The sequence below is a fragment of the Clostridium amylolyticum genome, assembly GCF_900142075.1.
In the GTDB taxonomy this organism is placed as follows: Bacteria; Bacillota; Clostridia; order Clostridiales; family Clostridiaceae; genus Clostridium_AA; species Clostridium_AA amylolyticum.
The window spans coordinates 101,523-124,137 of the sequence record NZ_FQZO01000008.1; the positions used below are offsets into that span (position 1 = coordinate 101,523).

28 protein-coding genes and 1 tRNA gene are annotated in these 22,615 nt (G+C 32.5%); 4 read left to right on the top strand and 25 right to left on the bottom strand.

Annotation, left to right across the window (positions count from 1 at the left end; genetic code table 11):
• Positions 1 to 7 precede the first annotated feature (7 nt).
• Both BUA82_RS16520 and BUA82_RS16525 read right to left on the bottom strand, forming a co-directional pair.
• Positions 8 to 83 (bottom strand) — tRNA-Phe (locus BUA82_RS16520).
• 318 nt (positions 84 to 401) lie between these two features.
• Complete coding sequence (locus tag BUA82_RS16525) at positions 402 to 2,195, bottom strand: MutS family DNA mismatch repair protein (RefSeq protein WP_073010845.1); 1,794 nt, start codon at positions 2,193 to 2,195, stop codon at positions 402 to 404.
• Between the two features lie 387 nt (positions 2,196 to 2,582).
• Here BUA82_RS16525 and BUA82_RS16530 point away from each other — a divergent pair, with 387 nt between their 5' ends.
• Both BUA82_RS16530 and BUA82_RS16535 read left to right on the top strand, forming a co-directional pair.
• Entirely contained in the window at positions 2,583 to 3,065 is a 483-nt protein-coding gene (locus tag BUA82_RS16530) for an LURP-one-related/scramblase family protein (RefSeq protein WP_073010849.1), read from the top strand.
• Positions 3,066 to 3,080: 15 nt separating this feature from the next.
• Positions 3,081 to 3,563 (top strand): LURP-one-related/scramblase family protein, encoded by a 483-nt coding sequence (locus tag BUA82_RS16535; protein WP_073010853.1) that lies wholly within the window; start codon positions 3,081 to 3,083, stop codon positions 3,561 to 3,563.
• Between the two features lie 205 nt (positions 3,564 to 3,768).
• On the opposite strand, the gene BUA82_RS16540 is transcribed toward BUA82_RS16535, so the two are convergent.
• The 5 genes from BUA82_RS16540 to BUA82_RS16560 form a co-directional block, all read right to left on the bottom strand.
• Complete coding sequence (locus tag BUA82_RS16540; protein ID WP_073010855.1) at positions 3,769 to 4,770, bottom strand: metallophosphoesterase; 1,002 nt, start codon at positions 4,768 to 4,770, stop codon at positions 3,769 to 3,771.
• An 81-nt stretch (positions 4,771 to 4,851) separates the two neighbouring features.
• Entirely contained in the window at positions 4,852 to 5,202 is a 351-nt protein-coding gene (locus BUA82_RS16545) for a hypothetical protein (protein ID WP_073010857.1), read from the bottom strand.
• A gap of 62 nt (positions 5,203 to 5,264) precedes the next feature.
• Complete coding sequence (locus BUA82_RS16550) at positions 5,265 to 6,044, bottom strand: hypothetical protein (protein WP_073010859.1); 780 nt, start codon at positions 6,042 to 6,044, stop codon at positions 5,265 to 5,267.
• Positions 6,044 to 6,739, bottom strand: coding sequence for an ABC transporter ATP-binding protein (locus tag BUA82_RS16555; protein ID WP_073010861.1), 696 nt, complete (start codon positions 6,737 to 6,739; stop codon positions 6,044 to 6,046). The genes BUA82_RS16550 and BUA82_RS16555 overlap by 1 nt, the downstream gene beginning before the upstream one ends.
• Before the next feature lie 107 nt (positions 6,740 to 6,846).
• Positions 6,847 to 7,203: a GntR family transcriptional regulator gene (locus BUA82_RS16560; protein WP_073010863.1), complete on the bottom strand. Its 357-nt coding sequence runs from the start codon at positions 7,201 to 7,203 to the stop codon at positions 6,847 to 6,849.
• 321 nt (positions 7,204 to 7,524) lie between these two features.
• On the opposite strand from BUA82_RS16560, the gene ndk reads away from it, so the two are divergent.
• Positions 7,525 to 7,926, top strand: a complete 402-nt coding sequence (gene ndk, locus BUA82_RS16565) for a nucleoside-diphosphate kinase (protein ID WP_073010865.1) — start codon at positions 7,525 to 7,527, stop codon at positions 7,924 to 7,926.
• Positions 7,927 to 8,145: 219 nt separating this feature from the next.
• Here ndk and BUA82_RS16570 read toward each other — a convergent pair whose 3' ends face one another.
• Together BUA82_RS16570 and BUA82_RS16575 are read right to left on the bottom strand one after the other, a co-directional pair.
• On the bottom strand, positions 8,146 to 8,547 hold the full coding sequence (locus tag BUA82_RS16570) for a MarR family winged helix-turn-helix transcriptional regulator (protein ID WP_178140761.1): 402 nt from the start codon (positions 8,545 to 8,547) through the stop codon (positions 8,146 to 8,148).
• A 200-nt stretch (positions 8,548 to 8,747) separates the two neighbouring features.
• Entirely contained in the window at positions 8,748 to 9,491 is a 744-nt protein-coding gene (locus BUA82_RS16575; RefSeq protein ID WP_073010872.1) for an NAD-dependent protein deacylase, read from the bottom strand.
• A 107-nt stretch (positions 9,492 to 9,598) separates the two neighbouring features.
• Between BUA82_RS16575 and BUA82_RS16580 the strand changes: the two genes are divergently transcribed.
• A complete protein-coding gene (locus BUA82_RS16580; protein WP_073010875.1) occupies positions 9,599 to 10,069 on the top strand; it encodes a hypothetical protein in 471 nt (156 codons plus the stop codon).
• A gap of 67 nt (positions 10,070 to 10,136) precedes the next feature.
• Here BUA82_RS16580 and BUA82_RS16585 read toward each other — a convergent pair whose 3' ends face one another.
• The 16 genes from BUA82_RS16585 to BUA82_RS16655 all read right to left on the bottom strand — a co-directional run bounded on the left by BUA82_RS16585 (position 10,137) and on the right by BUA82_RS16655 (position 22,605).
• A complete protein-coding gene (locus BUA82_RS16585) occupies positions 10,137 to 10,670 on the bottom strand; it encodes a methyltransferase family protein (RefSeq protein ID WP_178140763.1) in 534 nt (177 codons plus the stop codon).
• Positions 10,671 to 10,762: 92 nt separating this feature from the next.
• A complete protein-coding gene (locus BUA82_RS16590) occupies positions 10,763 to 13,162 on the bottom strand; it encodes a heavy metal translocating P-type ATPase (protein ID WP_083599999.1) in 2,400 nt (799 codons plus the stop codon).
• Between the two features lie 15 nt (positions 13,163 to 13,177).
• Positions 13,178 to 13,540, bottom strand: a complete 363-nt coding sequence (locus tag BUA82_RS16595) for an ArsR/SmtB family transcription factor (protein ID WP_073011072.1) — start codon at positions 13,538 to 13,540, stop codon at positions 13,178 to 13,180.
• A gap of 415 nt (positions 13,541 to 13,955) precedes the next feature.
• Positions 13,956 to 14,159, bottom strand: coding sequence for a helix-turn-helix domain-containing protein (locus BUA82_RS16600; protein WP_073010881.1), 204 nt, complete (start codon positions 14,157 to 14,159; stop codon positions 13,956 to 13,958).
• A 9-nt stretch (positions 14,160 to 14,168) separates the two neighbouring features.
• Positions 14,169 to 14,648 carry a DUF2975 domain-containing protein gene (locus BUA82_RS16605; RefSeq protein WP_073010884.1) on the bottom strand — a complete coding sequence of 160 codons (480 nt, stop codon included), beginning with the start codon at positions 14,646 to 14,648 and terminating at the stop codon, positions 14,169 to 14,171.
• A gap of 260 nt (positions 14,649 to 14,908) precedes the next feature.
• Positions 14,909 to 15,985 (bottom strand): dipeptide epimerase, encoded by a 1,077-nt coding sequence (locus BUA82_RS16610; protein ID WP_073010887.1) that lies wholly within the window; start codon positions 15,983 to 15,985, stop codon positions 14,909 to 14,911.
• A 104-nt stretch (positions 15,986 to 16,089) separates the two neighbouring features.
• Positions 16,090 to 16,413 carry a DUF3870 domain-containing protein gene (locus BUA82_RS16615; RefSeq protein ID WP_073010891.1) on the bottom strand — a complete coding sequence of 108 codons (324 nt, stop codon included), beginning with the start codon at positions 16,411 to 16,413 and terminating at the stop codon, positions 16,090 to 16,092.
• A gap of 72 nt (positions 16,414 to 16,485) precedes the next feature.
• Positions 16,486 to 17,649 carry a DUF819 family protein gene (locus BUA82_RS16620; RefSeq protein WP_073010894.1) on the bottom strand — a complete coding sequence of 388 codons (1,164 nt, stop codon included), beginning with the start codon at positions 17,647 to 17,649 and terminating at the stop codon, positions 16,486 to 16,488.
• A 208-nt stretch (positions 17,650 to 17,857) separates the two neighbouring features.
• On the bottom strand, positions 17,858 to 18,418 hold the full coding sequence (locus tag BUA82_RS16625) for a hypothetical protein (RefSeq protein WP_073010897.1): 561 nt from the start codon (positions 18,416 to 18,418) through the stop codon (positions 17,858 to 17,860).
• 108 nt (positions 18,419 to 18,526) lie between these two features.
• On the bottom strand, positions 18,527 to 18,733 hold the full coding sequence (locus tag BUA82_RS16630) for a hypothetical protein (protein ID WP_073010900.1): 207 nt from the start codon (positions 18,731 to 18,733) through the stop codon (positions 18,527 to 18,529).
• A 117-nt stretch (positions 18,734 to 18,850) separates the two neighbouring features.
• Positions 18,851 to 19,276, bottom strand: coding sequence for a GNAT family N-acetyltransferase (locus BUA82_RS16635; RefSeq protein ID WP_073010902.1), 426 nt, complete (start codon positions 19,274 to 19,276; stop codon positions 18,851 to 18,853).
• A 149-nt stretch (positions 19,277 to 19,425) separates the two neighbouring features.
• Positions 19,426 to 19,905, bottom strand: a complete 480-nt coding sequence (gene lepB / locus BUA82_RS16640; RefSeq protein WP_073010907.1) for a signal peptidase I — start codon at positions 19,903 to 19,905, stop codon at positions 19,426 to 19,428.
• 44 nt (positions 19,906 to 19,949) lie between these two features.
• Positions 19,950 to 20,270 (bottom strand): hypothetical protein, encoded by a 321-nt coding sequence (locus tag BUA82_RS16645; protein ID WP_073010910.1) that lies wholly within the window; start codon positions 20,268 to 20,270, stop codon positions 19,950 to 19,952.
• Positions 20,271 to 20,342: 72 nt separating this feature from the next.
• Positions 20,343 to 20,813, bottom strand: coding sequence for a hypothetical protein (locus tag BUA82_RS16650; RefSeq protein ID WP_073010913.1), 471 nt, complete (start codon positions 20,811 to 20,813; stop codon positions 20,343 to 20,345).
• A gap of 34 nt (positions 20,814 to 20,847) precedes the next feature.
• The gene (locus BUA82_RS21260) at positions 20,848 to 21,009 is read right to left on the bottom strand and encodes a DUF5412 family protein (protein ID WP_178140764.1); all 162 of its coding nucleotides are present in this window, start codon (positions 21,007 to 21,009) and stop codon (positions 20,848 to 20,850) included.
• Between the two features lie 192 nt (positions 21,010 to 21,201).
• The gene (locus tag BUA82_RS16655) at positions 21,202 to 22,605 is read right to left on the bottom strand and encodes a PTS transporter subunit EIIC (protein WP_073010916.1); all 1,404 of its coding nucleotides are present in this window, start codon (positions 22,603 to 22,605) and stop codon (positions 21,202 to 21,204) included.
• Positions 22,606 to 22,615 lie beyond the last annotated feature (10 nt).

Consider the following 22,615-nt stretch of genomic DNA (forward strand, 5'->3'; position numbering starts at 1 on the left):
GGCTTACTGGTGGCCAGACCAGGAATCGAACCAGGGACACGAGGATTTTCAGTCCTCTGCTCTACCGACTGAGCTATCTAGCCGTATTAACAGTTTATATTTTTGCCGTAAAAACTTTTATCATAAACATGTTAAAAGTTTTTCAACACAAATGTTATTATACAGACAAATATAAAAACTGTCAACAGGTTTTTGGAATTTAGAATGTAGAATGTAGAATGAAGGAAGAAACTCACAGAGTTTCAATGAACTTATGTAAAAGCAAAATCCCTGTAGGAATTTTGCTTTTAGTTTTTTATACATTGTAGTTTTTTCTCATGCTTTTTCAGAAAAAACCTCCTTCATTTTAAATTCTAAATTCTCAATTAATCCACAATAAGTTATAACTCATGTGGCTGCCATTATTCTTCTATCCCTACCATTCTCATGAGGTATAGGGCATTTTGGGTGGTGGAATAGCCTTTTCTGAGTTTGTAGTCAAACTTTAATTTGTTGTCTTCATAGTATTCTCTGAAGTGGTAGTTTGCCACTTTAGGGTTTACCTGTTCTATGATGGTAAGCTCTAGGTCATGGGTAGATACAAGGCCTAGGGCATTTTTAGTGCTTAGCTGATTAATGAGGACCTCAGCACCTTTATGCCTATCCTTGGAGTTAGTGCCTTTAAAAATTTCATCTAGCAGGAAGAATATGGGCTCACCGGTTTTGCTGGCGGCTATGATATCCTTGATTCTTAAAAGCTCTGCGTAGAAGGAAGATATGCTTTCTTTAAGATCATCATTTATTCTCATGCAGGTATAAATATCCATGATGCCACAGGTAAAACTTTCAGCACTTACCGCAGAACCTAAGTAACTCAGTAGAAGATTAACGCCTAGGGTTCTTAAAAAGGTACTCTTACCAGACATATTGGAACCAGTGACCAGCACCAAGGAATTTGGGTGCTTAAGGGAAAAGTCATTTCTCACCACTTCTTTTCCCAGGAGTGGGTGTCCTATTTGCTTTCCTTCTAATATATTGTAAGGAACTATTTTAGGAATGCACCAATTTTCATGTTCATAATTAATTATGGACAAGCTACTTAGGGCTTCTATTTCCCCTAAGGTTTCTAGCCAGAGAGGGATATTTCTGCCGTAAAGCATCCTCCAGCTCTCTAGGCTGAAAAGAATATGATAATCCATTAAAAAGAATATATTTATAATCAAGTAATAAGCATTTTTAGTGTCCTTTAACCTATTTACTATACTGGTAAGCTGCTTAAGCTGAAATACGGTATCCTTATCTCCTTCTTTTAAACTATTTTTCAAAGCTTTCATATGATTACTTTGAAAATCCTCTTCTTCTGTAATTTGCAGCATTCTAAAATAGGTGTTTATATTGTTTTTATATATATTTACCACTTCAAAAGCCTCTTCACGTTTAGTTTTACCTAAAAGTAAAAATGTGCCATTTATTAAAAGTGATATCATCAAAGCCTTATAATCCACAATTTTCAAGGTCATAAGCACTAAAATTCCTAGGGTTATGAAGTTTAATGCATAACATATAATCTTGAAGGCTAAACTTGAAAATATCTTTTCCCTCTTTAAGCTCCATTCTAGAAGAGCCTTAGGTTCTTCCATATCCCCTTCATTCATTATGCCAATGGCAGTAAGTTTCTCTCTATAATCTTCTTTTAATGATAAATCCGTTATAGCCTCCTGCCTTGAAAGTATTTCTTCCGTGCTAAATTTAATCTTTCTTTGAAGCTCTTTAGAAAGACGCTCCTTACCGGTATATGTACTAGTGCTATTAATCATTTGATACAAAGAACCTTCACCAAAAATATCTAAATCATAACTGTAAGGATGCTTTTTATCAATAAATTCTTCCCCGTTATCACTAAATTCCTTAAAGTTTCCTTCTATTCTATTAAGTCCTCTTTTAATAACCACCAACATGCTGTCTGTGTAGCTCTTCTCCTCCAGTACCTTGCTATGCTTATAGGCTGCCAATATAAATAAGGATATAAACAAGGTTAGAAAAGCGCCAAAGTAAAGATATTTGCCATTTTTAAAGGCAATAAAGCATACTACCGCTGCTCCCACAAAAATAACCAATCTTATAATACTATAAAAATTTATTTCTCTTTTAAGCTCCTGAGACTTTTGGGTAAGATCCTTTTCTCGTTTAGTATAATGTTCTAAAGCTCTATTCATAGTCCACCTCTTAATTTATATAAATTATATTTCCATTATGGTACAATCAAATTAATAGCACATATAAATATTAATATAGTTTATAACTGCACCATAAGTTTATAGCCCGATAATTTTTAAAATTTATACAGCTTATTTCTATAACTTTCTAATATTACATTATAAATAGTGTAATATTTATTAACAATCACTTACAGCTTTTTGCTGCGACTTAATAAAACTAATATGGTGTAATAGCACTTGATTATGTTTTAATTAATTTTATCCTTATATATTCTAAAAACAATCTTTATCTGCTATATTAATATTACCAATATTATACACATTTAATATTCCTTTTGCTATTATTTTTTACTATGGCAAATCAATGTGAAGGGAGAAAGTTTTATGAGATACTATGTAAAAGAAAATCTTATTGCTTATGGAGATAAATATATTATAAAAGACGAGATGGGAAATAAACGCTATCAGGTTTCTGAAAAACTTTTAAACATAGGAAACAAGATTAAACTTCTAGACAATAATGGCAAAGAAGTCATTCAAATAAATCAAGCTAGACGTTCTGCTCTGCCTGAATATAAGATATTAATGAATAGTAAAGAAATAGGGCAAGTTAAGAAAAATTTTGCTTCTATCACTAATAATTTATCTATAAAAAGCATTTATGGGGTATATAGATTAGAAGGAGAACTTATTAATCATAATTTTACTATTTTAGATGATTTGGGTAATAATGTCGTGTCTGTTAGCAGCAACACTCTACCCCCTGAAGATAACTATTTTGTAGATATAGATGATAATATAAACCAAGCTTTTATGCTAGCTGTGATAATTATAATAGACGCTATAACTCATAATGAAAATAAATAGAAATAGGGTGATTTTATGAGATTTTATATTAAAGAGAAAGTTTTTTCTATAGGAGACAACTTTTCTATTTTTGATGAAAGTGGTAATGAGGTATTCTATGTTAAAGGCCAAGTTTTTTCTCTTGGGAACAAGCTTAGGATCTATGATGAAAGACATAAGGAACTCATATACATGGAGCAAAAAATATTTTCTTTAATGCCACAATACACCATTTATGGCGAGACAAATACTTTAGCTACCATAAGAAAGAAAGTCACTTTCCTTTCCCATAAATTTATGATAGACAGCGTATATGGAGACTTTACCGTAGATGGAGACTTCATGGCTCATGATTTTTCCATAATAAAAAACGGCACTAAAAGATGCGCTTCCATAATAAAAAAGTGGTTTTCTTTTGGAGATAGTTATGAGATTAACATTGCCGACGATGAGAACATCCCCTTTATGCTGGCTCTAGTAATAGTAATTGACCAAGTGCTCCACGATAATAAAAATTAATTTAAAAATAAAAAAGTGTATTGAATTTATAAAGTTACCTTTAAAAATTCAATACACTTTTTGTGTAAATATTAATTTTAATAATTTCCCTGCTTTTGTTTAGATATGTTCGAAATTCTGAACAAAGATATATGAAGAAAGTTTAGACAAGCTTTCCTTTTGCTACTATTTTATCAAGTATTCTTATTATCAAAGTTCAATGTATTTAGACAAGCTCCACTAAAACAATCTCCGGCCTATTAAAGACCCTAAAGGGAAAAGAACTATTGCCAAGCCCTCTGCTTATAACTAAGGCTGTGTCTCCTAACATATGAATACCTGATGTATATTTGGGGAATTTTCCCTGGTTAGGAGCAAAGCCGCCTTGTCCGGTAAAAGGAATCCTCATTTGCCCTCCATGAGCATGGCCTGAAAACACCAAATCTATGCCACATTGAGCATAAGTTTCAATCTGCTCTGGCCTATGGCTTAATAGCAAGGTGAAGTGGTTTTTACTTGATGATGCTTCTTTGGACAATCCCTGCCGATTCTTTGGTATAGATTCGTGGGACAAACCTTTCCACTGTATTGAGTTCATTTCTTGGGACAAGCCCTTCCCCTTCTTTAGTAATATTCCTTGGGACAATGTATCCTTTGCTCTTTCCTCAGTAATCTTTTCTAAAGCTTCATTAATGTTTCTCTTTAGCACTTCACTATCCTTGCCTTTTTTACTGTAGCTTCTATTATCTTTATAAGGATCATCTACTCCTAAAATATAAAAGCTTTGTCCCTTCTTTTCTATGATATGAGCATGGTTTCTCAGAACCTTTACCCCAGAATTAATAAGCTTCTGCTGGAGAGAATTATCATATTCATCTCTTCTGGCTTCATGATTTCCTATGACATAATATACTGGAGCTATATTTACAAGAGAAGCCATGGTACTGGAGCTTACCTCTTCTTCATATCTCCTGCTATCTATAAGGTCTCCCGTAAACACGATAATATCCGGATTAAGCTCCTTAACCCTTTTAAGAAGGTTATTATTACCTTGTCCAAAGGATTTAGAATGCATATCCGAAAGATGTACAATCCTCATGCCCATAAACTCCCTAGGCAAATTCTTAGGGCTATGCTTAATTCTATTTATTTTAATCCAATTATTTTCAAGATATAAAAACACTGCTATGGCTGCTATTATTATTAATGCTATAAAGTATTCTATCAAACTATCACCTCTTGTCCTTTGTTTCTTTTTATAGTCCTTATTCTAAAAACTCCTTCACTTTTTACTAATACGTATATCGTACTAAAAAAGTTTGAAACCAAATACTAAAGCTATTAAAAGCATTATAACAAACAATGGTGCAAATAGTATTATAGAACTTAAAATTTTGGCAATTATAAATTTATCTTTGTCTATGGATATCATATGCTCAATTACATTATGTTCAGGATTAAGGTCTTTTATTAGTTTACTTCCTCTCCATATAATAAATATAAGAACAAATATTGTATTAAGTGGATTTATAAATTTATTAGCCTCTTCCCTTATTGGGATTAAACCTAAGGAAAAGTACATATTTATTACGTAAAGTATACTCATTATTGTTATTATCTTTTTAGAATTTATAAGCTCATATTTAATTAAATATTTCATAGGTATCCCCCTAAAAATCTTTTTATTTTAAATATATAGATTTGATTTTTAATTATTTGCTTTTATTCAGTGAGGGCTTTTCCTTTTTCAAGTTGCCATAAACTTATGAAATACATAATAACAGAAAACACTATATTAGTTGCAGCAATATAGTAGGGAAGAATTACTTGTCCGTTCTTTACTTTTAACAAATCTATAAAAAAGGGAACTGAGTAAAGAGACTCTCCCAGCTCAAAGTTTTTACTGTTCATAATAGTAATGAAAGGACAATATTTATATAATCTATTCATAAAAATTGAGAAGATAATAACATAAAGAAATACGAGAAATATCATAATTACAATGGCCAATGCCTGATTTTCATCATTCTCCCTATTCTTAATATTAAAGATTAATCTAGTACTATATCCTAAGGATGAAAGGGCAAGTGAAGTTGTTATATAAAATAAAAGCAGAAAGATTAGCACTGAACTAGGGCTAGACATGTTATGACTATGTGAAAAAACATCACTCTTCATGACAAAGGGCACAAGTAGTCCAATAATATATACAGGCATAAAAATAAATAAAAAAGATAGTATATTGCTCAATAAAATCTTCCATGACTTATAAGGTATTAACCTTAATAAAAGGTTTTTATCATGGAAGAAGGTTTCTTCTATCATAATACTATAAAATAAAGAAAAATTAGCTGCAGTAAGTAAAACCAGCTGAAATAGTCTTCCATTTAAGATTCTCCCTTTAAAAATGAATTCCACTATACTGACAATTAGTAGTGACAACATCAAATAAATAAAGTATTTAATATTATTTCTTAAATTAATTCTAATAAGCTTTATCATTAATCAAACATCTCCTTATAGATATCTTCAATGGGCTTGCCCTTTCTAATTCTCAATTTCTCTGCATCTTCATAGAATATAAGCTTGCCTTTATCAATGAAGATAACTTCATCAAAGAGGGTTTCCACCTCTCTAACTAGATGGGTGCTTATTATAATGGTGCTTTCTTCATTGAAATTTTCTATTATAGAATTAATTATCTTGTCTCTAGTAGTTGGATCTACTGCTGCCAAAGGTTCATCCAAAAGATACAGCTTAGCATTTCTGGACAAGGTTAAAGAAAGATTCAGCCTTTCTAGCATGCCCTTGGAAAGCTCTTTCACTTTGCTTTTTTTATCTATTTTCATAAAATCCAGCAAAGAGTTCATCTTGTTTTCATCAAAGTCTTGAAAAAACTCTTTAAAATAATCTATTGCCTGATCTACTGTCATCCATTCATATAGGAAAGGTTTATCTGGAAGATAGGAAACCAATGCTTTTGTTTTTGCAGAGGGCTCTATGCCAAGAACCTCCAAACTGCCTTTATTAGCTTTAATCAGGGTTGCAGCAAGCCTCATAAAGGTACTTTTACCAGCTCCATTAGGTCCTATAAGTCCAATGATTTTTCCCTTAGGTATTTCAATGGAAAAATCACTTAAAGCAATCTTTTCTCCATAAACCTTTGTAACACTTTTAAATTTTAATACCTTATCCATAAATTTTCCTCCCAATAAATTCATATCAGTGATAAAACCAACTTTTCATAACTTATCTACACCTATAATTTCATGTCATTACCCTTTTAACTAAAATCTAATGTATCCTACCAGTTTTCCTCTATAATCTTTATGGCTTCACCCTTATCCATATCCAGCTCTTTAAACTGTTTAATTACCATCAATGCCATTCTCTTAATAGTGCTGCTTTTAACCTCTTCAATTACCTGAGTATTTTCTGAAATATAAGTGCCCATGCCTCTTTGAGTATAGGTAATAGCTTCTTTTTCCAGCTCCATGTAAGCCCTTTGAATGGTGTTAGGGTTAACTTTAAACCGCGTAGCCATGTCCCTTACGGAGGGGAGCTTATCTCCAGGCTTTAAAATATCCTTTGATATATCTTTTTTTATAATATCCACCACCTGAATATAAATAGGAATTTTTTCTTGAAAATCAAAACTCACATTATCTCCTCCAGACACCTAGTGTGTTAATACTATAATACACTAATATATGGTAGGAATATATTAAATATTTTAGACAAAATAACCTATATTTTTTCATATTTATATTTTCATGAAGAAGCTTGTACTAAGTCCATAAAAAATAAAATTTCAGTGAACATAATGATATTTTACAAAATTTAGTGAATTTTTTAATATGAAAGGGCATAATATTGTATTTTGGGATATAATACATAATAAGGAAACTTACTCTACACCCACAAAGCTTTTAAAAGCATGAGGATGGATACCGAGAGTAAAGGAAAATAGGAGGTTTTTTATATGATGGAGCAAAGCTTAGTACTTGTTAAACCTGATGCAGTAGAGAGAAATATCATAGGAAAGATTCTTTCCATATATGAAGATAGAGGTCTCAACATACTTAAAATGAAAAAGATGAGAGTATCTAGAGAACTGGCGGAGAAACATTATGAAGAGCATAAAGGCAGGGATTATTACGATAGCCTAATAAATTATATTACTAGAAGCGATTTGGTGGCCTTGGTTCTTGAAGGAGAAGATGCTATTTCAAGAATTAGAAAGATAAATGGATCCAATAACCCAGATAAGGCGGAGGAGGGAACCATAAGAAAGCTGTATGCCTTAAGTACCACCTTAAATTCAGTTCATGCCTCTGACAGTCCTGTGAGTGCTGAAAGAGAAATTGGACTTTGGTTTGATTAAGTTAATGGTTTAAAAGAATCTTCTTCTTTACACTCAAAACTTTTGAAGAGAAAAGGATGGATACCGGGAGTAAAGGAATCTTCTTCTCCGCACCTAAAGCTTTTAAAAATAAGATTATGACGCTTTAGCTGCTACGAAGAAGTAAGCGACCATTCCAAATCGAAGATTTGGAATGTCTGCTTATGTCAAGTGCCTGGCACCGCGGTGCCAGGCACTTCATTAAAGTTTCATCACTATGTGTTGAAATTTTTCTATGCTTTGGGAGAGTTCGTTGAGGTCTTCTTCGCTGAGGCTTGCTAGTTTCTCTGTTAGGAGATCTTCGAAGATCCTGCGGTGGTCATCTAGAAGCTTTTTGCCGTCATTGCAAATTTCTACTCTTATTATTCTTCTATCTTTATCATCTCTGAATCGTCTTATATAATTACACTCTATTAATTTATCAACCATAGGGGTAAGGTTTGTTTTGGAAATCTCCAGCTTATTGGCTAACTCTGTCATGGTAAAACCATCATTTTCGCATAGTAGTACTAATACGAAAAATTCTGAAGGCTTTAATCCTCCATGAATCATTCCCCCTACTGGCTTCATAAGCTTCTTTTTAAAGAGAGGAATAATAGTCAAAAGCTGTCCAGCGATTCCTTTCAGTTTGTTCTCTTCCATGTTATCACCTCGAAAATTAGAATTGTTAACCCTTAACCCACATTTAAGTATTTATCTATATTATAATCAATAATCTAAATAAATTCCATTGCATATAGTAAAATCCCATGCTTTCTATATATACTTCAATTCCACAGAGAGCATGGGATTACCTTCATTGATTAATATCCTTTTTTTAAATCGGACACAGCTTCTCCTAAGACTTTTCCTACTTTATCTTTAATAACCAGATCTGCTATATTGTCAAAGGAAGTTACGGATTTATTTATAAGCACTAGGTACTTTCCATTAAAATAGTTAATTAATCCTGCTGCAGGATAGACTACCAAGGAAGTTCCTCCTACTATGAGTACTTCGGCATTGGATATATAGCTTATAGCTGACTTTATTACGTCTTCATCCAAGGATTCTTCATATAATACAACATTAGGCTTAATATCTCCACCGCAAATATTGCACTTTGGCACTAGGGTTTTACTCTCCATAACGTAATCTAAGTCAAAATGCTCACTGCACTTAGTACAGTAATTATCCTTTACGGTACCGTGAAGTTCTAGAACATTCCGTGAACCTGCCTCTTGGTGAAGTCCATCTATATTTTGAGTTATTACGGCTCTAAGCTTTCCCATGCTTTCCAAGTCTGCCAAGGCATAGTGAGCTGCATTGGGCTTGGCATCTTTATAAATCATCTTTTCTTTATAAAACTTATAAAAATCTTCTTTGTGAGACACAAAAAAACTGTGGCTTAACATTTCTTCTGGAGAATATTTATATCCATTATCCCCTTGATAAAGTCCTTTTTCTGAACGAAAATCAGGAATATTGCTCTCAGTGGATACCCCTGCCCCTCCAAAGAACACTATATTATTGCTGGATGATAAAATATCTTTTAATTTAGCTACCATTAGCAAATCACCTCACTAAAATTATATAACTACTTACATTTTTTTGTAACCCTTTTAAGACTTTTTAATATACTATATTATAATTTATTCAAGAGGGGTTGAGCCTTATGACTTTCGCATTTTTAACTCTTTTGATTTCTTCAGGAGGTTATATTTTTTACCTTCTTCAAAAGTTAGAAGGTCAACGTAAATATATAATAACACTAAACTCAGAAAATAACAGACTTAGAAAGACCTCCTGGCAATCAAAGGACTTTAATAGTATAACCGTTGAGCTCCTTAATTCTTCCTGTATTGAAGGAATTGTGAAGTATGATACTAAACTTTATTTTGCCCCAGTAAGCTGGTCTCCTTACCTCTCTAAATTAAAAAAAGCCTCTAAAGTAGCAATTTTAGAAAAAGCTAGAGTAGAGGAGCGAAATTGGTATTACGTTGAAATATATATTCCAAGAAAAGCCAACGGCAAAAAAATAAACTCCCGTGGCTGGATATTATGCGAAAACATATTGACCTTAGAAGAACCAGAGTTAATAACTGAAGGAAATCCTGGGATGAATAACATAGTGAAGTATAAATAACGGCAGCCATATGAGTTATTTTGTAAATTTTAAGGGAAGTCAAATGACTTCCCTTAAATTAATACCACTACTTTATTCCTATATATCTATTTGTTTTCTTCTTAAAATCTAAATACTCTTTTCCAAATACAGTAGGAAGAAATTTCTCTTCTTCTAATATTTGAAGATGAAGTATTAAGATTGAAGCAAAGGCAAATATAATATTTAGGACATTTGAAAATGCAAGTGCTATCCCAATATAAAATAGGTCAAATCCAACGAATGCAGGATTCCTACTGTATTTGTAAATACCAGTCTTAACTATTTTAGTTTTTTGAGTATTGTCAATTCCTGCTCTCCAACTATCACCCATTGTTACCATGGCATTAACAAATACTACTACACCTAATAAAGAAACAATAAACCCGGCATATCTTATGAGATTATTTTGTATGAATATTGACAGCTCTTGTATAAATATAATACTAATGAGTTGTATTACTGCTGTGAAGATTGTTGTTAACTTTAAAATCACTTCAATTACAAAAGTTTTTTTAGGTTTACTCCCCTTACCCATTCTGTCAGTATTAATTCCTCTTGTTCTTTGTATGAAAATTTTCACAAAATAACTCCCATAAAAAGCAAATAAGATTATTAAGCCTATAATGCTCTCTGTACTCACCAACCCTCGCTCCATTCATGTTGTATTTTAAATTAATTTGGATTATACCTCAGTACTCTCATAGCGTTTAATACTGCTATAAGGGCTACTCCTACGTCTGCAAATACCGCTTCCCACATGGTGGCTACGCCGAAGGCTCCCATTATTAGCACTATTAGCTTGACTCCTAGGGCAAATATTATATTTTGCCATACTATTTTACGTGTGTTTTTTGCAATCTTTATAGCGCTGGCTATCTTCGAAGGTTCATCTGTCATGATGACTACATCTGCTGCTTCTATGGCTGCATCTGAACCCAGACCTCCCATAGCTATGCCTATGTCTGCTCTGGCAAGCACAGGGGCATCATTTATACCATCTCCCACAAATACTACTTTCCCTTGGGAGGATTTTTGGCTGTCTATAAGTTCAAGCTTTTCTACTTTATCTTGAGGCAGAAGTTCTGAGTAAACTTTATCTAGTCCTAAAGTTTCTCCTACCTTTGTACCTACCTTCTTGCTGTCTCCTGTAAGCATTATGGTGTTTTTTATTCCTAATTTTTTAAGATCTTGTATGGCTTTTTGTGCATCTTCTTTTATTTCATCGGATATTACTATATATCCTGCATACTTCTTGTCTATAGCTAGATATACTATGGTTCCTGCTGAATCTTGCACTGTATAATTTATATTTTCTTTATTCATAAGCTTGCTGTTTCCAGCTAGTATTTCTTTTCCTTCTACCAAGGCTCTGGTACCATGTCCTGCTATTTCTTCATAGCTTTTTACTTGATTCTTGTCTAATTCCTTTCCATAAGCCTTTATTATAGAAGTGGCTATAGGGTGATTGGAATGACTTTCTGCAAAGGCTGCATACTGTAAAATTTCATTCTTGTTAAAGCCCTTTTCATTATGAATTTCTGTAACATTGAATACTCCTTTTGTAAGAGTTCCAGTCTTGTCAAATACCACGGTTTCAATGGAGTTTAAAGCTTCAAGATAGTTACTTCCTTTAACTAATATTCCATTTTTAGAAGCACCGCCTATGCCTCCAAAAAATCCTAGAGGTATGGAAACCACCAAAGCACATGGACAAGATATAACTAGGAATATTAATGCCCTATACACCCAATCTGAAAAGGTTGCTCCACTTATCACTAATGGAGGTACTACCGCTAAAACTAATGCTGTAATAACTACTGCAGGGGTATAATATCTTGCAAATTTAGTTATAAAGTTTTCTGTAGGCGCCTTTCTGCTGCTGGCATTTTCCACTAGATTTAATATCTTTGTTACAGTGGATTCCCCAAAAACTTTGCTAACTTTAATGTGAATTAAACCATTCTTGTTTACAAAGCCTCCCAACACTTCACTTCCTGTTTCAATTTCCCTTGGTACCGACTCTCCAGTTAATGCTGAAGTGTCCATCATGGAAGTTCCTTCTACTACAATTCCGTCTAGAGGTACTTTTTCTCCTGGCTTAACTACGATTATATCTCCCACCATCACATCTTCTGGGGATACTTTTTTCACTTGGCCGCCTATGAGTAAGTTAGCATAGTCAGGTCTTATATCCATTAAATCTGCAATGGATTTTCTGGATCTATTTACCGCTAAATCTTGGAATAGTTCTCCTACTTGGTAAAACAGCATAACAGCTGCCCCTTCAGCGTAATCTCCTATGGCAAAAGCACCTATAGTAGCTACAGACATCAAGAAATTCTCATCAAACACTTGACCTCTTAATATATTCTTAAATGCTCTTAATACCACTTCTCCACCTGCTAAAAGATAACTTACAAACAGAGTTAATATTTCAATTTTCTCAGGTAAATCAAATATCAAAGCTGTTAGAAAGAGTATAAAAGCTACAGAAAATTGAATAAATTTCCCCTTAAGCTCTTCATTATCCTCTTCATTAGATGAACTTCTGCTTTCTGTAGAAACATTTTTATCTATACTCTTTACCACTACTTCTGGTTCAAGCTTTTTGATTATATCCTTTGACTCCTGTAAAACTCTTTCATATTCTTCATGAGCATCCAATGAAAAGGTCAGCTTCTTAGTGGTAAAATTCACAAAAGCCTCACTGACTCCTGAAATGTTTTGTATTTTATTTTCTATTTTAGCTGCACAATTGGCACAATCTAAATTTTCTAAGATAAATTCATAATTTTTATTAGAGCTTTTATTTATATCGGAAGGATTATTCCTAGAGTTATTGTTTAAATTTCTATAATTTAAGATATTATCTTCACTTTCATGGTTATGGAAATTATCTTTTTCATCCCCATGACTGTGACAATTATTATTTTCACTTTCATGGTTGCAACAACCATGGTGGTTGTGTGCACTATTTCCATTGTGTGAGTCTTTATTCTTTACTGCATTAATATTAGAATTATTTACTTGTACACCTTCTACATTAAGAACTCTTCTATTGTTTTCCCCCATAATCTTGTCCTCCTTCTACTTCTCTTGAACGTGGAGAAGTCCTTGATCAAAAATGCTCTTTATATGGTTATCGCTTAAGGAATAATAAACTACTTTTCCTTCTCTTCTAAACTTAACTAAGTTAGCTTGTTTCAAAACTCTAAGCTGATGAGATATAGCTGATTGAGTCATGGAAAGCGCCACGGATAAATCGCAAACGCACATTTCAGATTCAAAGAGTGCTGATAATATTTTTACCCTAGTGCTGTCTCCAAATACCTTAAATAATTCTGCCAAGTCATATAAAAGCTCTTCTTCTGGCATAACTTTAAGCACCTTATCAATGGTATCTTGGTGAATAACATTACTTTTGCAAACCTCTATATTTTTTTCTTCCATCTTAGCCATATAATCTCTCCTATCCCTTGTATATTAAATATATAATCATAAATTAATTTTTTTATCATATGTTCATATGAATAAGTATTCATATGTTCTAATAACAGTATATGACACTTACATCATTTTGGTCAAGCTTTTTGAGATAAAATATTATAAATTTTTGTTGATTTTTATTAGAAAAAAACGACAAGATTATGGCATAAATTTTCTTTCTAATATTATATCTTCCATGTATCGCCCATAAAAAATAACCACTTTATTTCAATAAAATGGTTATTAAAGAAAACTTAGAATAATACTTCAGCAATATAAAGTCTTTTTATATCAGGGAAAAATATTAAGTATATTATGGAAGAGTCTTTTTATTAGTGGACATACCAGTATATCTTCTAATAAATAACTTTTAAGTTTCTTATTTTGAATACTCCAGGATGTCACCTGGTTGGCACTCCAATACTTCACAGATCTTCTCTAAGGTAGAAAATCGAATGGCTTTTGCTTTTCCATTTTTCAATATAGAGATATTGGACATTGTAATGCCTACTTGCTCGGATAATTCAGTTACGCTGATTTTCTTTTTGGCTAATATAACATCTAAATTCACTATAATAGTCATTATTACACCTCATATGGTTAAATCATTCTCCTTTTTCAATTCACTTGCATTTTCAACAAGATGAGAAATTGTAGCAGAAGCAATGGCAATGGATATTCCCACAAAAATGATAAACAGGACACCAAGTATAATACTAGGATGTAAAAGATTTAAAATAAGTAAAATAAACATTGCTGCCAAGTAAAGTATACATTCTAATAAAGCTAGTTTACTTATAAGCTTTAGGCTCTTAGAATTTTCTATACAAAAGGAATTGTCCTTGGAAATTTCTTGACAAATAAGCCATGCTTTATAAAGTGCTATATAAAAGGGAATAGCAGTAACCCATATAAATACTAAACAAGGCCAAAACATATAATCTAATTCCGGATTCATCAATACAGCCTCTTTTCCTAAAGCCGGAACAATTAATAAACATAAGATAGCTGCAATAAAAGCAGCAAAAGCTATAACAAATTTTAGCCATTTTGACAATTCTATTTGTTTCATATGATCATCTCCTCATATGTAATTATATTACATATGCCTGTGCTATTCAATATAATTTTATTGATAATCAATAAAATTATACTGTTTTTTAAATAATTAAGATGAATTGTAAAGCGAGAAGGTGAATTGCAACGCGAAATTCCCATTTGTATTACGAGAATCCAGTTTTGAAAATTAAAACTCTTTCTAAAAATTAAAAAATAAAAACCAGTCACCGTTAACAATTTGTTAACGGTGACTGGCACTTGACAAGTGACAAATTACTCATTAATCCCTTCAATACCCAAGCCTGGCTTGTCTGGAAGGGTGATGCTATAGTTATTGAACACAGCTCCTCCAATAATGGGATCTTCACTGCAAAGAACTGGGCCATCTAGGTCTATTTTGGTTATAATGCTTTTTGCTGCAGCTAGATGCACTGCTGCTGTGACGCTTACCTTGGCCTCCAGCATACATCCAAGCATGCACTCCATGCCATAAATTTCCGCTGCGGAACATATTTTTAAGGCATTATGGAGACCTCCAGTTTTCATGAGCTTGATGTTTATATAGTCTGCTGCCCTTAGCTGCATTATTTTTAAGGCGTCTTTTGGTGAAAATACGCTTTCATCTGCCATTACAGGTATGCCCACATTGTCTGTTACAAATTTAAGACCCTCTATGTCATGGGCAATAACAGGTTGTTCTACAAGCTCCAAGTTCATGCCTGCGTCTTCCATGCTCCTAAGTATTCTTACAGCTTCTTTTGGCTTCCAGCCTTGATTTGCATCTATTCTAAGCCTTACATCATAACCTACTGCATTTCTTATGGCCTTCATTCTCTCTATGTCTATAGAAGGATCTTTTCCTACCTTTATTTTTAAGGTATCATATCCAAGGGCAATGGCTTCAAGGCTGTCCTTGGACATTTGCTCAGGATCGTTCACACTTATAGTGATGTCTGTAATTATTTCTTTTCTATACCCTCCCCAAATTTTATAAAGCGGAGCTTTAAGCATCTGACCATAAAGATCATATAAAGCTATGTCCACAGCCGCTTTAGCAGAGGTGTTTTTTACAAGAGACTTGTCCAATATTAGCATTAGCTCTTCAAAATTCTCAATATCCTTTCCTAAAAGCTGAGGTCTTATATATTCCTCAATGGCTCCTACAATTGAACCTGTGGTGTCTCCAGTTATCACTGCTGTAGGTGGTGCTTCCCCATAGCCAACATTTCCACTGTCAGTTTCTATTTTTACTATGATATCTTCAACGCTGTTTACTGTTCGTAGGGCAGTTTTGAAGGGTTTTTTAAGTGGCACGGATATGTGCCCTAGCTTTATATCTGTTATTTTCATTATAATCCCCCCATTTTATGATTTACAGCTAACTTTTGCTTTACATAAATGAAGCTTTGCAAATATTTATCCGATAGTAAGCAAAATACAGCTGTTGGCATGATTTATAAATTTCCTGTAACTTCTTGATACTTTTTAACTGCATCTTTATAGGCTACTATTATAGCTTTTTGAGATGATCCAAAATATCTTCTCTTTATATTGTTTTCTAATTCTTCATCATACTGTCTTAGAAATCTTCCCATAAAAAGACTTTTTATAAATTCACTAGTTGTCCTTATAGTGGAAGAGCAACTTACATCGATTATTTCTCCAGAATGTTCCTTTACCACAAAACCTATATAAAAGGATAAATATCTTTTTGTTATGGCATTGTCATTATTAGTCCTTGAATTTCCAACAATATATAGAGTATCTTCATCGTACATTTCATCACCCTATCTATTATTATTCTCAAACATGTTTAATGTTATTATTAATAAATATGCTTAATAATATTATTACAGGATGGACAATATCTTTCCTACTAATATTCCTCCACCAGTACCTACAATATAGCCCATCAAAGCCATGAGCACTCCTATAGGAACTAAAGCTTCACTATAAGCTCCTGCAAGTATAGGTGCAGATGCTACCCCTCCTATATTGGCAAGGCTTGCTACCCCTAAGGTAAACAAATCCAATTTTAAAAGCTTTCCTATTAAGCTTAGAAGCAGTGCATGTATACCTAAAATCACAAAACCTGAAATTATATATATTGGCGCCTTAGTTAACTCTGCAAAATTTGCTCTAGAAGCTATTAGAGCCACTATGGTATATAACATAAGGTTTGAAAGCTGAGAAGAACCTGGTATTTTTGCAAGAGGAGTCATGGCAAAAATCACTCCTGCTACCGTAGCAATAAGTATTGTCCAAGTTGTTCCTTGGAAGAAAGTTGACTTTGGAAGCATTCCCCCAAATTGTATGGAAAGAGCGGAAACCAATAAACTTACTCCAAGAAGTATAATTATGTCTGAAAACTGTATTTCTTTTCTTAAACCTTCTTCATGTTTTGAAAGTTCTGCTCCAATTTCATCTATTACAGAGGTATCTGCTTTTGTCCATTTATTAAACTTTGGAGCTAGGGATACTGCCCATAGAAGGAACATAACCCATATGGAATAGTTAATAGAGTCCATTAAAAGGGTGTATCCAAGCTTTGAGTCTGGAATATCCAATGCCCCCTGCACTGCTATCATGTTGCCGGTTCCACCAATCCAGCTTCCGGATAAGGCTGCAAAAGATTTCCATGTGTCTGGTTCATAAAAGCCTTTAAATAGAATATAAGTAACTATAAATCCTATCATTATGGTAATTGTAGCCGCAAAGAAACCAATAAGCATCTTTGGTCCAAGCTTTACAATTTTTCTAAGGTCACACCTTAAGAGCATTAAGAATATCATGGCTGGAAGTAAATTGTCTTTAAGAGCCTTATATACTGCTGTTATCTCCTTATTACTATTCTGCCAAACCCCAAGAGTAGAAAGTAACATCGCCCCAAAATATAAAAGCACTATTGCAGGTACATAAGTAAAAAACTTACCCTTTGATTTTTTCTCTGCCAAAACTATCATAGCAGCAAAGAAAATTAAGAAAGCCACATAAGTAAAACCGTTAGTAATCATTTTTTAACCCCCTATTTATTATTGATTTTGTTAATACATTAATTTTTAACAAACAAAAAGCTCATGTAAGGGCAGCATAAAAAATACTTTCCCTCGTGAGCTTTGTTTACGATAGATGATTGGTTACACCCAGACAAACCAAGCAGCAGAAAAATGAATGTTACTAATTATTCTACATCAATTTACTGAATTGTTCAACATATTTTATTCAAGTTAAATTACCTAAAATGCTTAACTCTTTAGTGATTTTAACCCATTCATCAAATTTAATATGCCTTGTATCATCTTTTGTATACGTGTATTTGTCACGAATTTTTTGAATGTCATTTATATGGCTTCTTATCTTCATTAATGAGTTTATGTCTTCCTTTTTCACCACAAATTTAGAACTATTATTTTCTTTTTTTACGCTGGATATAAAATCATTTAAGTCATACTGCTTTTTAGAATATCCACCAAAATTACCGATTTTTTTATTATTTTTTCTACCACTCTTTATAGCGGTATCTCTAAGGCTATAGGAGTTAATAATAATATTCTCATAATTTTTCTGCATTCTGTTTAGCTGATCATTATCCACTTCATTGGTATCCATAATAATCTTCTTCAATTCCATATCTAATTCATCTGCATTTATGAATATAGCGCTTAACATATACTGTGCATTGTCCTTTGTAATTAGCTTATATTTTCTGTATTCATAGAACATAAAGATATTTAGTATTATAGATACTCCAAGGAAAATAGTAACTAATCTTTTAGGTTTCATTTAAAAACTCTCCTATAGTCTAATACTTTTTATATGCTCTTAGTAAAAATTATTTCTAAAGGCTCATTAGGCATAAGGAAACTGCCTGAATCTTTATATCCTAATTTTCTATGATTGCTTTTTCTTCTCTATTTTGGTGATAACTATTCCAGCAATAATTATTATGGCTATTCCTGAAAGCCACTTGAAAAACTCTGGAATAGAAGTGCCTTTTAATAAATATCTCCATAATTCAGCGAAGGAAAATCCTAATATCCAAAATAAAAATTTTCCTAGCTTACTATTTTTATTACCATCCTTAGTTGATTTCTCCATTCTGCCAATCTCCTTTGTTTAATAGTTTGTAATATCCCAGTAATTCATTGAATACTGAAAATTCTTCTTCTAATATCTTTTATTTAGGCATTTGTAAATCTTAAATATACTAATGAGCTATATTGCTTTTTTCATATAATATCTTTTATGTTCACTTGGACAATCATCTAGCACTCCGAATATCTCATATCCATGCTTAATATAAAAGTCCTTAGCTTGAAAATCGAAGGTATCTAAATGTATCAACTTACAGCCTTTTTCTTTGGCAATCTTCTCTATTAAATTTAAAAGTATAGTTCCATACCCATGTTTTCTAAAGTCTTCTTTAACCCATAAAACATCTATATAGAGACAGTTCCAGCAATACATTAAGCTATTGACTCCTGCTAAAACATTCCCTTGAGAGTCTTTTATAATTCTATTAATGGAAACGAAGGGCTTTTCTTGGGTAAAAGGCACCTTACCCATGTTATATTCCACTATGCCATCATCCACTATTTCATATTCTTCTTTTGTACTTTTTTCTATAATATAATTTTCCATCTTTATCTTTCCTTTCTATAACTTCCTCCAAGCAATCTAAGAATATTCCCAAAGCTTGTACCATCATTATCCTTTAATGTATACTAATTTATTAACTTTGCGCATTTACTTTACATAAACATTTCTTATAAGAAAGTCTTAATTAAAAATTATTTGATATATATAACTTTACCAATAATACTTTTATACTTTATGGCCCCTAGCTCTCTGCTATCTTTGCTTCTTGGGCGATTATCTCCTAAAACATATATGTAACCTTTAGGCACTTGAGTTTTAGGTATATCACTGGTGTATACATCTTTCTTTAAATAGTCTTCATTAAGTTTTTTATCGTTTATATAAATAGTATTGTTAATGCATTCAATAGTTTCACCTTCCAGTGCCACTAGCCTTTTCACCAAAAAGTCTTCATTTTGTGGATTCTTCACTATAACTATATCCCCTCTATTAAAATCCTTTCTATAAGTGCTCACTTTTTCTATTATAAGCTTATTCTTATCAACTAAGGTGGGCTCCATAGAAATCCCTTTTACCGTTACCACATCAAGGATTGCCACCTTTATAATTACCGTTACTACAACAATAATTACTGATGGCAGCCATTCTTTAACAAACTTCTTTTTGTCCATAATACCTCCTACATGGCTCTACTAATTTTCTTTTAAGTCCAAACTTATTCTAAATTTTCTTTTGTATTACTTTCAAAATATTTGAAAGCAATCAAAATTAACTCACATACAAGCTTCCATATTATCAATACAATAACTAGATAAAGTATTGCTAAGAATATGGATGAACCATATACCGTTGGTCCCTTCATCATTCTCTCTATGTTTCCATTCTGTACAGCCAGAATTCCCTTGCTTACAGCTTTCTTCAAATTTACCTCTTTACCAAACTGTATTGCCTTATAACCTATCACTGGAATTCCTGCATAATATAAAAAATGTGTTACAGTATAAGCATCAGACTCTCCTAATTTAAATAATCCCATAATTTCTTTCGCTCCTTCATAATTTTTATCCTATACCCTTATCCATAACGCCCTTAAATGATGGCTTTTATCTTAATTCAGTGATGACTTTACTCTTGATTGATAAATCAATACATTTTTATGAATGTTAATAAATGAAATGAAGGCTAAGGTAAAAATACTAATTTTATTCTCCAAAGTTATATATTTAATAATGTTATCTACTATTTCTAGCATGGCTATAGTGAGAATAAGGGTTAAAGCAACTTGTCCTACTAAACTTTTTGCATTCTCCGCTTTTGAATAATCTATAAATATTAAAGCTATCCCTGCAAGTACAAAAACTCCATAAAGAATGTAATTAGCCAGTCTAGTATTTCCCAATGCCTGAACATAAATAATCAGCTTATATATTAAAAACAAACCTCCACCTAAGGCTATGCTTATGAAAATCGAAGTTATTAATTTTGTTTTCATAGGGGAGTTTTTATAATGTCCAATGCTCATGCTGCTATATACTATATAAAATATCATCAAGGCAATAACAAACAAAAGTATTAACATAATAGCCCTCCAAATTTATAGGAAATAATCCGTTCTAATGACTGCCTCTATATAATTTATTCCTTCTAAAATCAAAAGTATCATGAAGTACATTGAGTTCATGTCCATTAATGACAACGGTGACATTATCTTTCCACTTAATATCTGCAGAACTCTCTTTATAATTCCAGTATATATTTCGAGGTTTCTTTTTCACTTGATTCTTATATGTTAATTATATAATAGAGGTACATATATTTCCACTATATGGATTAATATTGTGGTATTAATTTACTTTTAGAAAGAAATTAAAAAAACCTTCTTTTCCACTTGTTTTTATCTTTGTGAAAAGAAGGTTGTACAATTATAAATATTAATCACCTATATAAATACATAAGTTTTTTATCATTTATTCTACAAGCTTTTTAAATTCTCTCATAACGTTGGCCACTTTAGGTCCAATTACTATTTGTAAGTTGTGATCGTCTATCTTCACTACTCCATGAGCTCCAGTTTGTTTTATTTTATTTTCATTAACTGGAGACATATCCTTAACTTCTAATCTTAATCTTGTCATGCAGTTTTCGTAGTTGATTAGGTTATCTTTTCCCCCTATATTTTCTAATATCTTTTTTGACATATATTCATAGTTGCTGTGGGATAATTTTAAATTTTCTTCATCAGAAGAATTTTCTTCAACACTTATACTGCTATCTCTTCCCAGTAACTTAATATCCTTTTTAGTTATCAATGTGTAAAAAGTAAAATAGTAAAGGGCAAAGAAGGCTAAACCTACTGGTATAATTAAAATTCCTTTAGTAGATAATTTTAGATTTAGTACAAAGTCTATTACTCCAGCACCCCAAGAAAATCCGTGACGTATGCCTAGTAAATAAAGCGTCGCACCAGCTAGTCCAGTATACACGGAATGTATGAAGTAAAGTAGTGGTGATGCAAATAAGAATGTGAATTCTATAGGTTCTGTAATACCTGTAACAAAGGAGGTTATACTTCCAGAGGTCATTAAGGCTTTTACTTCTGTTTTTTTCTTTGCATCTGCAGCTTTAGTAATTGCTAAGGCTATAGCTGGAACACCAAACATCATAGTAATAAAGAATCCGCCTATAAACACCCCAGCAGTGGGATCCCCTGCCATAAATCTAGTTATTTCTCCAGTTATAACTTCTCCCTTAGCATTGGTATATTGTCCTAGTCCAAAATATATGTATGTGTTAATAACGTGGTGTAATCCAAAAGGTAGTAAAAAACGATTTAGGAATCCAAATATAAATATACCTAAAGCTCCAAGGCCCATTAAAGTACGGCTAAATCCATCAATGCCCGCCTGAGCATAAGGCCATACTAAAGAAGATAAATATGCTACAGGAATCATAGTAATAATAATCATAGTAATTGGGAACTTTTCTCCCCCAAAAAATGCAAAGGCATCTGGTAATTTTGTATCTTTAAACTTATTATAAATTACACTAGCTATTATACCGGCCAAAAGCCCTCCAAATACACTCATGTTTAGCTCAGGGTTTATTATTTTCAAACCCTCTTTAAGTACTAAAATGGCAATAAAACCAGTTAAAGCAGGTATACCTCTATCTTTTGTTTTAGATAACCCTATGGCTATAGCCACTGCTAAAATTGCATCCATATTGCTTAGTACAACTCCTGCAGACTGAAATATTGGAATATTAAGCATATCCGCTGCAGTTAATCTAATTAAAATACCAGCAATAGGCATTGCCACTATAGGTAGCAGCATAGATTTTCCAAGCTTTTGTAAATAATTCTTTACCTTCATTTCTATACCC

Bases quoted from the DNA above. Each gene is read 5' to 3' on its own strand.
- BUA82_RS16525 (WP_073010845.1), bottom strand. From the start codon at position 2,195: ATGAATAGAGCTTTAGAACATTATACTAAACGAGAAAAGGATCTTACC.
- BUA82_RS16530 (WP_073010849.1), top strand. From the start codon at position 2,583: ATGAGATACTATGTAAAAGAAAATCTTATTGCTTATGGAGATAAATAT.
- BUA82_RS16535 (WP_073010853.1), top strand. From the start codon at position 3,081: ATGAGATTTTATATTAAAGAGAAAGTTTTTTCTATAGGAGACAACTTT.
- BUA82_RS16545 (WP_073010857.1), bottom strand. From the start codon at position 5,202: ATGAAATATTTAATTAAATATGAGCTTATAAATTCTAAAAAGATAATA.
- BUA82_RS16550 (WP_073010859.1), bottom strand. From the start codon at position 6,044: ATGATAAAGCTTATTAGAATTAATTTAAGAAATAATATTAAATACTTT.
- BUA82_RS16555 (WP_073010861.1), bottom strand. From the start codon at position 6,739: ATGGATAAGGTATTAAAATTTAAAAGTGTTACAAAGGTTTATGGAGAA.
- ndk (WP_073010865.1), top strand. From the start codon at position 7,525: ATGATGGAGCAAAGCTTAGTACTTGTTAAACCTGATGCAGTAGAGAGA.
- BUA82_RS16575 (WP_073010872.1), bottom strand. From the start codon at position 9,491: ATGGTAGCTAAATTAAAAGATATTTTATCATCCAGCAATAATATAGTG.
- BUA82_RS16580 (WP_073010875.1), top strand. From the start codon at position 9,599: ATGACTTTCGCATTTTTAACTCTTTTGATTTCTTCAGGAGGTTATATT.
- BUA82_RS16590 (WP_083599999.1), bottom strand. From the start codon at position 13,162: ATGGGGGAAAACAATAGAAGAGTTCTTAATGTAGAAGGTGTACAAGTA.
- BUA82_RS16595 (WP_073011072.1), bottom strand. From the start codon at position 13,540: ATGGAAGAAAAAAATATAGAGGTTTGCAAAAGTAATGTTATTCACCAA.
- BUA82_RS16600 (WP_073010881.1), bottom strand. From the start codon at position 14,159: ATGACTATTATAGTGAATTTAGATGTTATATTAGCCAAAAAGAAAATC.
- BUA82_RS16605 (WP_073010884.1), bottom strand. From the start codon at position 14,648: ATGAAACAAATAGAATTGTCAAAATGGCTAAAATTTGTTATAGCTTTT.
- BUA82_RS16610 (WP_073010887.1), bottom strand. From the start codon at position 15,985: ATGAAAATAACAGATATAAAGCTAGGGCACATATCCGTGCCACTTAAA.
- BUA82_RS16615 (WP_073010891.1), bottom strand. From the start codon at position 16,413: ATGTACGATGAAGATACTCTATATATTGTTGGAAATTCAAGGACTAAT.
- BUA82_RS16620 (WP_073010894.1), bottom strand. From the start codon at position 17,649: ATGATTACTAACGGTTTTACTTATGTGGCTTTCTTAATTTTCTTTGCT.
- BUA82_RS16625 (WP_073010897.1), bottom strand. From the start codon at position 18,418: ATGAAACCTAAAAGATTAGTTACTATTTTCCTTGGAGTATCTATAATA.
- BUA82_RS16630 (WP_073010900.1), bottom strand. From the start codon at position 18,733: ATGGAGAAATCAACTAAGGATGGTAATAAAAATAGTAAGCTAGGAAAA.
- BUA82_RS16635 (WP_073010902.1), bottom strand. From the start codon at position 19,276: ATGGAAAATTATATTATAGAAAAAAGTACAAAAGAAGAATATGAAATA.
- lepB (WP_073010907.1), bottom strand. From the start codon at position 19,905: ATGGACAAAAAGAAGTTTGTTAAAGAATGGCTGCCATCAGTAATTATT.
- BUA82_RS16645 (WP_073010910.1), bottom strand. From the start codon at position 20,270: ATGGGATTATTTAAATTAGGAGAGTCTGATGCTTATACTGTAACACAT.
- BUA82_RS16650 (WP_073010913.1), bottom strand. From the start codon at position 20,813: ATGTTAATACTTTTGTTTGTTATTGCCTTGATGATATTTTATATAGTA.
- BUA82_RS16655 (WP_073010916.1), bottom strand. From the start codon at position 22,605: ATGAAGGTAAAGAATTATTTACAAAAGCTTGGAAAATCTATGCTGCTA.